General features: G+C 31.9%; 13 protein-coding genes. 2 read left to right on the top strand and 11 right to left on the bottom strand.

What is annotated here, in order from left to right; genetic code table 11:
- Nucleotides 1–317: 317 nt before the first annotated feature.
- The 10 genes from ACVC5O_RS01390 to ACVC5O_RS01345 form a co-directional block, all read right to left on the bottom strand.
- Nucleotides 318–629, bottom strand: a complete 312-nt coding sequence (locus ACVC5O_RS01390; protein WP_452219671.1) for a DUF6122 family protein — start codon at nucleotides 627–629, stop codon at nucleotides 318–320.
- 2 nt (nucleotides 630–631) lie between these two features.
- A complete protein-coding gene (locus ACVC5O_RS01385) occupies nucleotides 632–1246 on the bottom strand; it encodes a WbqC family protein (protein ID WP_452219670.1) in 615 nt (204 codons plus the stop codon).
- A gap of 78 nt (nucleotides 1247–1324) precedes the next feature.
- Entirely contained in the window at nucleotides 1325–3052 is a 1728-nt protein-coding gene (lepB, locus tag ACVC5O_RS01380) for a signal peptidase I (protein WP_452219669.1), read from the bottom strand.
- A gap of 103 nt (nucleotides 3053–3155) precedes the next feature.
- The gene (locus ACVC5O_RS01375; RefSeq protein WP_452219668.1) at nucleotides 3156–3431 is read right to left on the bottom strand and encodes a four helix bundle protein; all 276 of its coding nucleotides are present in this window, start codon (nucleotides 3429–3431) and stop codon (nucleotides 3156–3158) included.
- A gap of 13 nt (nucleotides 3432–3444) precedes the next feature.
- A complete protein-coding gene (dapB, locus tag ACVC5O_RS01370) occupies nucleotides 3445–4149 on the bottom strand; it encodes a 4-hydroxy-tetrahydrodipicolinate reductase (protein WP_452219667.1) in 705 nt (234 codons plus the stop codon).
- Between the two features lie 3 nt (nucleotides 4150–4152).
- On the bottom strand, nucleotides 4153–4746 hold the full coding sequence (locus tag ACVC5O_RS01365) for a DUF5683 domain-containing protein (RefSeq protein WP_452219666.1): 594 nt from the start codon (nucleotides 4744–4746) through the stop codon (nucleotides 4153–4155).
- Nucleotides 4736–5644, bottom strand: a complete 909-nt coding sequence (locus ACVC5O_RS01360; protein ID WP_452219665.1) for a ParB/RepB/Spo0J family partition protein — start codon at nucleotides 5642–5644, stop codon at nucleotides 4736–4738. The genes ACVC5O_RS01365 and ACVC5O_RS01360 overlap by 11 nt, the downstream gene beginning before the upstream one ends.
- A gap of 3 nt (nucleotides 5645–5647) precedes the next feature.
- A complete protein-coding gene (locus ACVC5O_RS01355; protein WP_452219664.1) occupies nucleotides 5648–6412 on the bottom strand; it encodes a ParA family protein in 765 nt (254 codons plus the stop codon).
- A 137-nt stretch (nucleotides 6413–6549) separates the two neighbouring features.
- Nucleotides 6550–9393, bottom strand: a complete 2844-nt coding sequence (locus ACVC5O_RS01350) for a M16 family metallopeptidase (protein ID WP_452219663.1) — start codon at nucleotides 9391–9393, stop codon at nucleotides 6550–6552.
- Between the two features lie 103 nt (nucleotides 9394–9496).
- Entirely contained in the window at nucleotides 9497–10078 is a 582-nt protein-coding gene (locus tag ACVC5O_RS01345) for a hypothetical protein (RefSeq protein WP_452219662.1), read from the bottom strand.
- Between the two features lie 181 nt (nucleotides 10079–10259).
- On the opposite strand from ACVC5O_RS01345, the gene ACVC5O_RS01340 reads away from it, so the two are divergent.
- Together ACVC5O_RS01340 and ACVC5O_RS01335 are read left to right on the top strand one after the other, a co-directional pair.
- Complete coding sequence (locus ACVC5O_RS01340) at nucleotides 10260–11684, top strand: AAA family ATPase (RefSeq protein ID WP_452219661.1); 1425 nt, start codon at nucleotides 10260–10262, stop codon at nucleotides 11682–11684.
- A gap of 227 nt (nucleotides 11685–11911) precedes the next feature.
- On the top strand, nucleotides 11912–13360 hold the full coding sequence (locus ACVC5O_RS01335; RefSeq protein WP_452219660.1) for a CotH kinase family protein: 1449 nt from the start codon (nucleotides 11912–11914) through the stop codon (nucleotides 13358–13360).
- On the opposite strand, the gene ACVC5O_RS01330 is transcribed toward ACVC5O_RS01335, so the two are convergent.
- On the bottom strand, nucleotides 13355–14566 hold the full coding sequence (locus ACVC5O_RS01330) for a metallophosphoesterase (RefSeq protein ID WP_452219659.1): 1212 nt from the start codon (nucleotides 14564–14566) through the stop codon (nucleotides 13355–13357). The two genes, ACVC5O_RS01335 and ACVC5O_RS01330, sit on opposite strands and share 6 nt — an antisense overlap.
- Nucleotides 14567–14609 lie beyond the last annotated feature (43 nt).

Raw genomic sequence — 14609 nt, 5'->3', positions numbered from 1 at the left:
TTATTTGAATGACAGTTGTTAAGATTCTTCGCTTTGCTCTGAATGACAGTTGTTAAGATTCTTCGCTTCGCTCTGAATGACAGTTGTAATGCTTTGCTTTGCTTTGATTTGAATGACAGTTTTTAAGATTCTTCGCTTTGCTCTGAATGACAGTTGTTAAGAATCTTCGCTTCGCTCTGAATGACAGTTGTTAAGATTCTTCGCTTTGATTTGAATGGCAGTTAGGATTCTTCGCTTTGATTTGAATAATAGTTTTTAAGATTCTTCGCTTTGATTTGAATGACACTGGGTTTAAGAAATGATATCGTTAATTAAATTTAATTAATAAAACTACAGTCTGTATAATCTGCAATAATATGTATGACTAAGCCTAAACCAATAAGTCTTGTCTTTTTTGGGATTAATAACAATACATAAACTGCAATAGCGTAATACGAGTGTAAAGGATGAAAGTTTATACTACATCTATTAGGATCAAAGATTGGTGTTGCTAATAAGTGGTCTAAATCTATTGCAATTGCTGCTACAAGTATTAAATAGGCTCTTTTCCATTGCTTTTTATAAAAAAGTAAAGCAATTACAAGTGGAAATATAAAATGAATCCCATAATGAAGCGTGTTTTGAAGCATTTTTATAGTGTTTGAGACTCTAAATAATTTAAAGCATTTGTTCCTTCATTAAACAATACATCTAAAATGCTTAAATTATTAATATAACCGTGTTTATCTGCAAACACTTGTCTGTACTCTTTAAAAGGTTTAGGTGTTTCTTTTCTGGCATTTGCTAAATACCGATAATCTGTTTGGTCCGTTACTTCTTTTTGAAATGCTTCAGTTTTAAACGGTTTTAATTCTAATTGTAAGCAGTCGCAAATCACCTCAAAACATTTTAAATTAAAGTCTAATAAAAAAGTATGTTCTTCTTTAAATAGGTGAATTAATTCATCTTCGTAAAATTCAAAAAAAGGAGATGTTCTGTAAGCAGATTCTAACGATTTCCAATGTTGAGTCTGCCATTTTTCAGCATTATAAATTTTAATATCTCTGTATTTTTGTCTTTCTTTTTGAGAGTGTATTATTGGTATGCTTAATTGTAATTTGCCATTAGCGGCATAAATATAAGTTCTGTTTCTATAGGTTTGCTTTTGGTAATTATCTTCCATCTCAAAGGTTATGGCTTCTGCTTTTGCTATAGCAACCATGTGCGCAATATTTGGAAAGTATGTTGGATGAATAAGGATTTTCATTGTTAAATAATTTGTTTTAGTAGATGTGTTACTAATTAAAACAATATTCTTTATTTTTTACATAGTAATTACTAGCAACTATGCAGCCTTTTTACTTTTTCTCCATTTTTTATAGCCAAAATACCCAAGCAGTAGCACTAAAAACGGAATTAAGTAGGACACTCGTTCTCCGCTTCCGCCAACTGTTGTAAAAAAGCGTTCCCAACGTGGCTTTGCAGGACTGCCATCAAAACTCATCCAAATAAATACTGGCTTACCAACAACGTGATCAAAAGGGACTAATCCCCAAGCTCTGGCATCTAAGGAGTTTTGTCTGTTATCTCCCATCATCCAATAATAATCTTGTTTAAAGGTATAACTGTCTGCAACTTCTCCATTAATAATAATTTGGTTTCCGTTGGTGTTTACTGTGTTGCCTTCGTATTCTGTAATTGCACGTTTATATAATGGCAAATTCTCTGTGTTAATTGAAATAGTTGCTCCTTTTTCAGGAATATAAAGTGGTCCAAAAAAGTCGTTATTCCATTTGTAATTAGGATCGTGAGGAAAAATATTTGGATCTCTTAACCCTTCTTTCATTAAGGAAGGTGTAACGCTAATTACATTTGAGTTCTGTCTCAGTTTTTCGGCCAACTCACTAGTCATATTAGCAAGGTATTTAGTGTCAACAATTTCAACCTTTAAGTTATCGAAAACTGCTTGCGTCATACCACCTGTTACTCTTGTGTTTAAGGAGTCTTTAGAAACAACATCTAATATAATATCATTACTAATTAGGTAGTTTTGTACTTCGCTATTATCCCAAAACTTATTTTGAATAGAAAACACTCTATTGGCTCTAGTTTCTGTAATACCATATTGTTTAAAGAGCGTACGTACATCTACTTTGGCTTTTACATCGTAAAAGAATTGTAAATGCGCTCTGTCTGGTAAAACATTTTTCTTTCCGTTAATATAAACATAACCTTCTTTAATAGATAAGGTATCACCACCAATTGCTACACAACGTTTTACTAGGTTAGTTTTTTTATCTATTGGTTTATAATAGTTTCTGTCTGGTTTAAAATCATTCATATTTAGCAACGTATCTGCTGGTTGGTTAAAAACCACAATATCATTACGTTCAATACTTTCAAAACCAGGAATCCTCATGTATGGTAGTTGTAATTTGTTTATCCAAGAGGTGTTTCGTTTTGTATAATCATCGTTAAATAAATACGATTTTTTACTGGTTTTAGGAATAGAATCGTGTACCATTGGTAAGGCTACAGTAGTTTGCGGAATACGTGCGCCATAATGCATTTTACTTACAAATAAAAAGTCTCCAACTAATAATGATTTTTCTAATGAAGAAGAAGGAATCACATAAGGTTGAATAAAATACGTATGTACAATAGTTGCTGCTACAATAGCAAATAATATAGAGCTTATCCAATCTCCATTTGAAGATTTTGGGTGTAAATCTCTGTTCTCAACATAAGAGACATCTGCTACATAATTTAGGTAATAATTGTAAAAGCCTAAAGTTACAATGGCTAAAAAAGAATCTAAATACGTGTTTTTACCAAAACTTCTGGCTGTTTCTACCCAAACTACAGGAAACATAATAAGATTTACTATTGGAAGGAATAATAAAATGACCCAATACCAAGGTCTATTTATAATTTTCATTAATACGAACGCATTATAAAAAGGAACGAATGCTTCCCAAGCTTGTCGTCCTGCTTTAATATAAAGTTTCCAAGTTCCTAAACCATGAATGACCTGAAGGACTAAAATGAATATGATGAGTTGAGAATATGACATAAGAATGATTAATTTCGATTTATTATTTATTAATGCTCAAATTTGCGGTTTTTCTAGAAGAAATAAAAATTCTAGTTAATTGATCTGCTTCATTTAACAAAGATTAACAATGCTCTTTTGGTAATAAGTACTCATCAATTATAAATTCTAACCAAAAATGACTTTCATCTACTTCTTCTATAACTATACTAATTTTAGCAATAAAGCTTTTTTTTGACTGTGCAATACATGCAGCTCTATAGTTTGCTCCAACAGATGTTGCACTTCTAATTAACTGCCCTTTTATATGATTTGCTAAATAAGAATTTGGTAATCCCAAAACTAATTTAACACAGTTGTGGGAGAACGTTTTTGTTCTTTTTTTTAAGTCATTAGTCATTATGATCTAGTCATTAATCATTCAAATTTAGTACATCTTTCATGGTATAAATACCTGTTTTACCAACTAGCCATTCTGCAGCTATAACTGCACCAAGTGCAAAACCTTCGCGAGAATGTGCAGTATGTTTAATGTCTATAGAATCTGTTTCGCTAGTATAAGTTATGGTATGTGTTCCAGGTACGTTTTCTATACGTTTGGCTTCAATTGGAATGCTATTGTCTTCAGTTTTATGTAATTCCCACTTTTTGTATTGATTGTGGTTTTCTACAATAGTGTTAGCTAAAGTAATTGCTGTTCCGCTTGGAGCATCTAATTTTTGTGTGTGATGGATTTCTTCAATACTTACATTGTATTCTTTTAAAGACGACATCATTTTAGCTAATGTTTTATTTAGTTCAAAAAACATATTAACACCTAAACTAAAGTTAGAAGCATAGATAAATGCGCCTTTTTTGTCTTTACAAATTTTTACAGCATCTTCATACCTATCTAACCAACCTGTTGTACCAGAAATAATTGGAATTTGATGGTTTAAAGCATTGCTAATATTTTTAAAGGCTGCATTTGGAATGCTAAAATCGATGGCTACATCTGCTTTGGTGATATTATAACCTGTAGCTTCGGAAGTTTTTATTACGATATCATGTCCACGTTGTAGTGCTATTTTTTCGATGGTTTTACCCATTTTTCCGTAGCCAAGCAAAGCAATACGCATAATTTAGAATTTAAAATTTAAAGTCAATCCTGCGCTACCTGTATTATCAAACTCGTTAATTTTATAATGAGGTTTTAGAGTTAAATCATCATCTACATTATATTGTAACAAGTGTGCATCTACATTGGCATCGATAATATTAAGCGCATAAAGTCCAATGGTAATTAATAGAGATAATTCTTTATTGCGTCGTAATGTTTTTTGTGCTTCGCGCAAGCCATCGTCTGTGACGCTTCCAAAAAACTCATCGTCTTCAAAACCAGCTAATCGACGTTTGTATGCATTTCTGTAACGGTTATATTCTTTATTATTATCTACATAAAAGTAAATTCCTGTTCCAATGGCAGCATAAACGATAGGGATTTTCCAGTATTTTTTATTGTAGGCTTGTCCTAAACCTGGTAAAATAGCCGAGTAGAAAGCCGCTTTAGAAGGCGCTAAAGGATCGATTACTTTTTTATTAACTAGTAGTGTTTTTGTAGTATCTAAAACAACGTCTTCTTTTTTAGTACGACTGTCTTCATTTTTATCTTGTGCAATTGCAAAAAATGAAACTATAAATGCTAAAAAGCAAAGTGTTACTAATTTATTTATCACGTTGTACTAATTTTTTAATACGATTAAAATCTTCTTCAGAGTGAAAAGGAATAGTAATTTTCCCTTTACCATTATTAGAGACTTTAACGTCTATTTTATGACCAAAGTATTCCGAAAACTCTTTTATGCCTTTTTTAACGTATTTAGGTAACTCGTTTTTAGTTGTTTTAGTAGGTACTTCAACAGTGTTTGTGTTGTTATAGTGTCTTACTAGGTTTTCGGTGTCACGAACCGATAATTTATTGGTTAAAATCTTTTCGTAAATTTCTAATTGTGTGTCTTGGTTTTCGATATTAATAATTGCACGACCATGACCCATGGATACAAAACCATCTCGCATTCCTGTTTGGATAATAGGATCTAGTTTTAATAAACGCAAATAATTTGCAATTGTAGAGCGTTTTTTACCAACACGCTCGCTCATTTGTTCTTGAGTTAGATTAATTTCATCAATTAAACGTTGGTAAGATAATGCAATTTCAATTGGGTCTAAATCTTGGCGTTGGATGTTTTCCACCAATGCCATTTCTAAACTTTCCTGATCGTTTGCAATACGAATATAAGCTGGTATAGTTTCTAAACCAATAAGTTTTGAGGCTCTAAAACGTCGCTCTCCAGAAACTAGTTGGTAGTTGTTAAATCCTAATTTACGTACTGTTATGGGTTGTATAACGCCCAATTCTTTTATAGATGAGGCTAATTCGCGTAAAGATTCTTCATTAAAATTGGTACGTGGTTGAAATGGATTCATCTCAATAGCATCCAATTCTAGCTCTAAAATATTACCTATTACTTGGTCTGCATTTTTGTCTTGTGCAGATTGTATATCGTTACTTGGGTCTTTCAGTAGTGCAGAAAGTCCTCTTCCTAAAGCTTGTTTTTTTGTTGCCTTCGCCATAATCTAAGCGTTTTTTGTAATCACTTCTTTTGCCAAACTTAAATAATTAATTGCACCTTTACTAGAGGCATCATAATTAATTATACTTTCTCCATAACTTGGCGCTTCACTTAAACGTACATTACGCTGTATTATGGTTTTAAACACCATGTCATTAAAGTGTTTTTGGACTTCTTCTACCACTTGGTTAGATAGGCGTAAACGCGAATCGTACATGGTAAGTAGTAAGCCCTCTATATCTAAATTTTTATTATGTACTTTTTGAACACTTTTAATAGTGTTAAGGAGTTTACCTAATCCTTCTAACGCAAAATACTCACATTGTATTGGAATTATTACTGCATCTGCTGCAGTTAAAGCATTAAGGGTTAATAAGCCTAATGATGGCGCACAATCTATAATAATAAAATCGTAATCGTTTTTAATGTCTTCTAATGCTTTTTTAAGCATGTACTCGCGTGCTTCTTTATCTACCAACTCAATTTCAATAGCTACTAAATCTATATGTGCAGGAATAACATCTAGGTTAGGTGTTTCGGTTTTTATAATTGCTTGTTTTGCAGTGTTTGTATGCTCTAAAAGTTGGTAGGTGCCTATTTCAACAGACTCTACATCTATACCTAAACCAGAAGTAGCATTGGCTTGCGGATCTGCATCTATAAGCAATACTTTTTTTTCTAAAACTCCAAGCGAAGCTGCTAAGTTTATAGAGGTTGTGGTTTTACCAACACCTCCTTTTTGATTTGCGATTGCAATTATTTTACCCATTAAATAGTATTAAATTTGGAAACTCAAAAATACGATTATTTGTGAGTTTATAAAACGGAAGTTGTTAACACTGTAATAAAAAAAAGAGTTACATTGATTTAACAATGTAACTCTTTAAATTTAATCAGATTTAACTGTTATTTTTCTGGATTATGTATTCCTAAAATGTAGCCTTGTGTTAAATATTTTTTTGCCACGTTCTGTAAGTCTTCTTTAGTTAGACTATTAATCGCCTCCTCAAATTTGAGTGTTTTTGCAACATCGTAACCTTCGTAATCTGCATTTTTTAAAGCAGACAACCAAAATCTATTCTTTTTTAAATTTTCTTTATAGTCTAAGATTTGTGCTTTCTTAGTTTTTTCTAAATCCTTTTCTGTTGGTCCTTCATTAATTAGTTTTTCTACTTCTGCCAAAGTAGCATCTTTTAGTTTATCAACATTTTCTGGTCCACAAGGGAAACTAATATTAAATCTATACCATCCATAAGGGACTTTATTTATACTAGCTCTAGCGCCAACGCCATAAACGCCGCCTTCTTCTTCTCTTAATTTTTCAACTAACTTTATGGTTAATACTTCTGCTAAGCTATTAAATGCGTGTGCTTCTTTTTCGTTATAAGTTGTTGGTCCATGGTACGTTATTCTAACTGCACTTTTTTGATCCTCGCCTTTTTCAATAATTTTTGTGTGCTGTCCTGTTAGTGGTCTAAAACTAGACACTTTATAGTTTTCGTTAGAGTTTGTACTTGGTAAACTTGCTAAATAAGTACTAGCGTATTCTGCTAGTTTAGCTTCGTCTATATTTCCTACAAAATAGAAATGAAAATCGCTAGCATCTGCAAAACGTTCCTGATATTTTTTAAAGGCCAAGTCGTAATTAGCTTCATCTAACTTTTCTGGAGTAGGAAAACCTGTATATCGAGGATTGTCGCCATACATAAATTTACCCATTTCCATTTGGAAATAAAACTGCGGACTAGCAAGCATATTTCCAATAAACGCTTTTTGTTTATTTAGATAGGAGTTAAATGCAGATTCGTCTTTATTTAACGCAGTAAAATATAAATGTGTTAATTGAAATAAGTTTTCAAAATCTTTTGGTGTACTGCTTCCAGACATGCCTTCAGTATAAGTGCTTATGCTTGGTCTTACATTTACAATTTTACCAGACATCATTTTAGAAAGTTCTGTTTTATTAAAACCATTAACACCAGCTTCTGCTAAGCCTCCATTTGCAAATACTACTTGTTTAAAATCATCGTCAGAATACAATGAAGAGCCACCTAAGCTATAAGCATTAAATAAAATCTCATCGTTTTTAAAGTCGGTTACTTTATAGGTAACTTTTGCTCCGTTACTTAATGTTAATGTAGTTGTGCCTACATCACTATTTTTTGTTGTTTTTACTATGCTTCCTTTTTTTGGTATTGTAGTCATTAACGAAGACGCAATAGCTTTATCTTGGTAAGGTTCTAATTTAGCATTTTCTACTTCTTTAATTAGTGCTCTAACCTCAGCTTCTGTAACTTTTTTTACACCTTCTTTTTCTGGTCCTGTTAAAACAATTACTCTGTTTTTATCTTTTATATAACCTGAGATTAAACTATTAATTTCTTCTAGTTTAATTGTTGGTAGTTGTTCTTTTACAAAGTTATATTCCCATTCTATTCCTGGCATTACTTCTTTTTCAAGAAAATGTCTAACATACTCACCAATGAGTCTGCTAGATTCCATTTTATCCTTGTCTTTATATGACTTTTCGTAGCTTGCAATAACATCTTTTTTAGCACGTTCAAATTCTCCTTCGTAAAAACCATATTGTTTTACACGTAAGTTTTCTTCTAATAATGCTTTTAATGCATCTAATTGACCTGTTTCACTAGTCATAGCAAAAGATTGGTAAGCGTTTTTTGTTCTTGCATAAGTACCACCATGAAAGCTGTAGCCATAAACAAATGGTGGTTTTTCGCTATTTCTTAACTCATCTAATCTGTTGTTTATCATTTGTGCATATAATCCTTCTATCATTGAGTGTCTGTAATCATCTACTGTAACGTCTGGTGTAGCATTTTTATCGTCTTTAAATAGTATTTGTACGTTAGCAAAGGAGGCTTCTTTGTCGGTTTCTATTGCAATAAGGGTTTCGTCGTGATTTGGCATGTTAAAAACTTCCCTAGGTCTTGGGTTAACAGCTGCAGGAATACGACCAAAATGTGATTTTATTTTTTCTTCTAAAGTGGCAACATCAACATCTCCAACAGCCATTACTGCCATTAAATCTGGTCGATACCAATCTTTATAAAAACGTTTTAGGCTTTCGTAATCAAAGGTTTCTAAATTTTCTTTAGTACCAATAGGTAAACGGTCTGCATATTTAGAACCGTAAAGTACTTTAGGTAAATACTTTTGGCTCATACGTTCGTTAGCTCCTTTACCTATTCTGTATTCTTCTAAAACAACACCTCTTTCGCTGTCAATTTGTTCGTTAGTTAATAGTGCATTATGTGCCCAATCTTCTAAAATCTGAAAGCCTTTTTCTAGTTTTTCCGGATCGTCACTTGGTATTGGTAAAATATATACAGTTTCGTCAAAACTTGTGTATGCATTTAAGTGCGCTCCAAATTTTACACCTATACTTTGTAGATAGTCAACAAGCTCATTTTTCTTAAAATTTTTAGTTCCATTAAAATTCATGTGCTCCATAAAGTGCGCTAACCCTCTTTGGTCTTCGTCTTCTAAAATAGATCCAGCATTCACTACAAGTCTTAATTCTACTTTATTTTCTGGTTTCCCATTGTTTTTAATGTAATATGTTAAGCCATTACTAAGTTTACCAGTTTTTACTTCTGGATTAAATGGGATTGTTTTAGAGGCAGTTTCTGCAATTTTAACAGTTTGAGCGTTTTCAGTAATTGCTTTTTGTTGCGAGTCGCAGGCAATAAATGCGAAAGCCACTCCAAAAATTAAGAGTAATTTTTTCATAAGGTTGTTTGGTTTAAGTTTAATTTGATTTTTAAAAATAACGATTTGTAAGAAATTTTATTGTTTTTTAACATCATTTAACGAGTTGGATTAAATGATAATTTTAATGTTGCTTTTTAGTTTTTTTAAGTAATGCTTCAGGAAGTCTTGGCACCACAAAAGATATTAGTGTATCGTTTTGTGTAGCACCAACATAACCATAGCCTTTTTGGTAGTAAAACGTATAGGTTCCATTTGTAAAAGTTGACTTTAATACTAATAAGTTTTTATACTCACAAACTGGTGTTTTAAGCGTGCCTTTTATTGAGGTGATTTTGTAAGTTAATAAGCCATCTGGTGTCTTCCAAAAGTTTCCTTTTTTAACTTTTTTTGGAAGTCTAAGCGTTTCAGGTGTGTTGTTGGCTTCGTATTGATAAATAGCATTGTCTTCTTCTCTCAAAAACATATTTGCAACATTACCTGCTTCCCAAGTCTGTGAATATGCTGTGTATAATTTACCTTCGAGTGTTTTTTCTCCTAAATGCTCTTCAATATAATAAGTGTTGTCCCAAATAATATATTTTTTAGATTTTAGTAGTGGAAAATAGCCTTCGGTTGGATCGCCTTCGCAAAACAGTTGTCCTTCTTTTTGAGAAAAGACATGTAAACTAAAGGTAATAGTTAATAGTATAAGTAGGTTTTTCATTATGTAATTCTTTCCTGTAAATATAGAAGAATTGCCATAGAGTGGTTATCTAAATGTTTATAAAAACAAATTTTAGCTTGTATAATACGCGAAATGTTGTTTAATTTTTAAGATTCCGCGTATTATAATTTAATTACGCGAAAAGTAGTATATTTGAATAGATTCCGCGTAATATAAAACAATGAAACTAATTGGTAGAAAAGAAGAAGTAAAACTAATGAACGCTTATTTAAAAGATGAGCAAGCACACTTATTAGCTATAATAGGAAGACGAAGAGTAGGTAAAACTTTTTTAATACGAGAAGTTTATAAGCAGCATAAAGTATTTGAAATGACAGGCTTAAAAGATGCAGATCTTGCAAGCCAACTCACCAATTTTGCATTGCAACTCAATTTATATTTTAATACTCCAATAAAAGACACACCACAAAGCTGGTTGCTCGCTTTTAATAGCTTAAGTAAAGCCATTGCAAGTTTAAATAGCAGTACAAAGCCAGTTGTTTTTTTAGACGAGTTACCTTGGATAGCTACAAAACGTTCTGGTTTTATGGAAGCTTTGGCACATTGGTGGAATAATTGGGCATCCCAACAAAATATTATTGTTGTGGTTTGTGGCTCTGCTGCCTCATGGATGTTGCAACATGTTGTTAATGCTAAAGGTGGTTTGCACAATAGGATTACACAATTAATAACGTTGCAACCTTTTACGCTTGCAGAAACGAAAGCTTTTTTACAAGAAAAAAAAATAAAAATAAGCCACTACCAAATTGTACAGTTATATATGTCTATTGGTGGTATTCCGCATTATTTAAACCATATTGAAAAAGGTAAAAGCGCAGCACAAAACTTACAAGAGTTATGTTTTAATAAAAATGGAATTTTAAAATACGAATTCGAGAATCTCTATCCAGCGTTATTTGATAATGCAAGTAACCACGTTAAAATAGTAAAAGCATTAGCGAGCAAAGCCAAAGGTTTAGACCGAAAAGAAATTTTAAAACTCACAAAAATTTCGGATGGTGGATGGTTTACCAATATCTTAGAGGAGTTAAGAACCTCTGGTTTTATTACCACATTTGAGCCTTTAGAGAATAAAAAGAAAGACATGCTATATCGTTTAACCGACGAGTATTCGCTGTTTTATCTCAATTTTATCGAAGGGAAATCCGTTTCGCAAACTACAGATTGGCTAAGTATTAGTCAAGGCCAAGCTTATAAAATATGGTGTGGTTATGCTTTTGAAAACTTGTGTATAAAACACGTAGATACTATTAAAGAAGCTCTTGGTATTTCTGGTGTGCAAACACAAGTGAATAGTTTTTTACACAGAAAAAATAAGCATTACCCAAAAGGCTTTCAAATAGATATGTTAATAGATAGAAAGGACAATATTATTAACGTTTGCGAAATGAAATTTTATGCCGATGAGTTTAGTATTACTGCAGACTATGCAAAAAATATTAGAACTAAAACTGAAGGATTGAAGGCTGTAACCAAAACAAAAAAAATGGTACATACCACATTTGTATCTACTTACGGCATTTTAGAAAACCAAAATAAAATTGATTTGGTAGATAATGATTTAACTATAGATGTTTTTTTTTAGCACAAGCATGACATTGGTATGGGTTTTGACTTAAGCTATTAGGTGTTAGTTGAGAGTTGACAGTTACGAGTTACGAGTTAAAAGTTGAGAACAAAGAACAAAGATTCAAGATTTAAGAATTAAAGGCTAACAGCTAAAAGCTAAAAGCTAACAGTTAACAGCTAACAACTAAAACACAGTTGAAGTATTAATAGACTATTTTTACACAGTATAATTTTAAAAACACTATGAAACAATTTACTTACTTACTATGTTCCGTTTTACTTTTATTAAAAGGAATAAATGGCTATGCACAGCAAGTTATTGCAGAGCAAGGAAGTTTTGGTATAGATACAGAACATAAAATTATTGTTTGGCATATTAGCGATTTAGAGTCGCTAAATTCTACAAACAACACAATTACCAGCATAAAGTTTGATAAAGAATTTTTTTTAGAAGATGCTTCAGAAAAACTCGCTTACTCCAAAAGTAGTAGTGTAAAAGGAGATTATACCTTATATCTCACTAAATTCCCTTTAGTGCATATTACTATAGATACTTCAACAATAAATAATGATGTTAAAAAACCAGGCTATTTTACTTTTTATAATAACAAAGAGTATATAGAAAGTGTAATGGGAGTAAGGCATCGTGGTAATTTATCACTAACGTTTCCTAAAAAATCTTTTGATTTAGAATTTTGGACAGATAGTGTTTCAAAACAAAATAAAGATGTAAAATTTTTAAATATGAGATCGGACGATGATTGGATTTTAGATGGTATGTATAACGAGCCATTACGTTTACGCTCTTACATAGCAACTAAATTATGGACTAAAATCCATACACCTTACTATGCAGCTAAAGAGCCAAAAGCAAAAAGTGGTTTTGATATTGCTTATGTTGAGGTGTTTAAAAACAACACTTATTATGGGTTGTATCAACTCTCAGAATCTGTAGATAGAAAACAATTAAAACTTAAAAAGAATAAAGGCAATACTGTTCGTGGCGAATTGTTTAAGGCAAACTCTTATAAAGGAGGACCAGCTTTTAAAACGTCTCCTAAAGAATACAACAACCTCTTTCCGCATTGGAATGGTTGGCGAACCGAATACCCTTTTATAGACTATACCTCGGAGTTTGGTAGCTTAGCAGAGTTTACAAATTTGGTAGTTCATGGTTCAGATGATGCTTTTATAAAACACATAGAACGCCATGTAAATATTGATAATGCGATTGATTACTACTTAATGGTAAATATGGTTAGAGCATCGGATAATTTGGGTAAAAACTACTACTTAGCAAAATATAATACAGACGAACCCTATTTTTTTGTCGCTTGGGATTTAGATGGTGTAATGGGAATTATCCAAGATGGAAAACGCGAACGTTTTACACATCAAATTTTAGGAAATGGACTCTTTAACAGGCTAATTGAATTAGATCCGAATGGCTATAATGAAAAATTAAAAGCAAGGTGGAAAACCTTACGATCTAATGCCTTTAGCGAAAAAGAAATACTATCTAGCGTTAGTAATCTTTATACAAGTTTAACCGAAGATAAAGTCTATGAGCGCGAACAGTTAGTTTGGATAAATAAACTAAATGAGTTGCCAAACGAAGACCATTACGAGTATCTTAAAACGTGGTTAGAGGAACGTTTTACCCATTTAGATGCCTACTTTAATGGGTTATAACTTATTAATTAAAGGTGCTTTATTATTACTGTCGTCTATGATGTAAAATGCATTATTTTCTATAAGCAACCCTTTTGTTTTACCAGAAAATTTAGTTTTACCATGGTGAACATCTGTTCTAATTACGCGACCATCAAAATCTGAGGAAATCTCTTTAACAGGAGTGTGACCAATAATTATTTTTTTGGCATCATAATAGTTTAAAATAGCGTGGAGTGCTAAAGGTTCTATTTTAGAGTATTCAGACCTATCCATAACCAAACCTCTGTACCAAAATGGTCCTTTAGAACTGTACAAAAACGCTACTGTTTTGTCTTCGTCTTCATTTAAACCATTATACTTAAATCGTGCTATATTATTAATGTCTTCTAACGATAATGTGTACTCCAAAAGCGGTTCGCTTAAACCAGCATGTACAAAGATGTAATCTCCAATTTTTTCAATCACATTTTTGGTGGCTAGCCATTTACCCAATTCAGACTGATCGGAATACAAAAATTTAGTTGCTTCGGTTTTATCATTTAATTGGCTAATTTCCTGAGCTGCTTTTATGTATTTTCCACGATTGTACCTATAATCACCTTGAAAATTAAGAATTTCATGGTTTCCTAATATAAAATGAACTTGTCCGTTTTGTGCTTTAGCTTGTTGGTCGAGTTTATAAATTAACCACAATACTTGAGTGACGTTTTTGCCTCTATCTACAAAATCGCCTCCAAGTACTAAGTGACCATTGTTAAAAATCCAATTGTAGTTATCGTCTATAATGTGGTTAGCTTGTAAAAAACTAGCAAAGGCATTAAAATTACCTTCGATATCTGATATTACCACTAATTTTTCTGGCAGATTATAAACGGTTTTAGGTACCTCGTAGTCTGTGGTTAAAGCTATGTAAAACTTGTTTTGTGCTTTATCATCTACAGAAATTAGCAAAGAATCTCTATTAAAAAAAGGAGTAACCAGAAGTTTACTTTCTGAAGTTACACGATATAAAGTGTCGTTAATAATATATGGACCATCGCTACCATTAAATTGAATTTTCTTTTTCTTTTTGGAGAAAAAAGAAGTTTTTACAATGCTATCTTTTTTTTGTGCTTTTAGTCTTTTAGTGTTTTGGGCCGAAGCTGTGAGAGGTAATAAAAATATAATGCATACCAAAAAACATATAGTGTAAAGGTGTCTATGTTTAAATATAATATGCTTCATAATCTACAAACAGGTATCAATTTTTGTTCCAAATGTAATGTAC

This window comes from Lacinutrix salivirga (genome assembly GCF_053604675.1).
The sequence above is the reverse complement of the archived record's forward strand: the minus strand, read 5'-3'. Positions and strand labels throughout refer to the sequence as shown.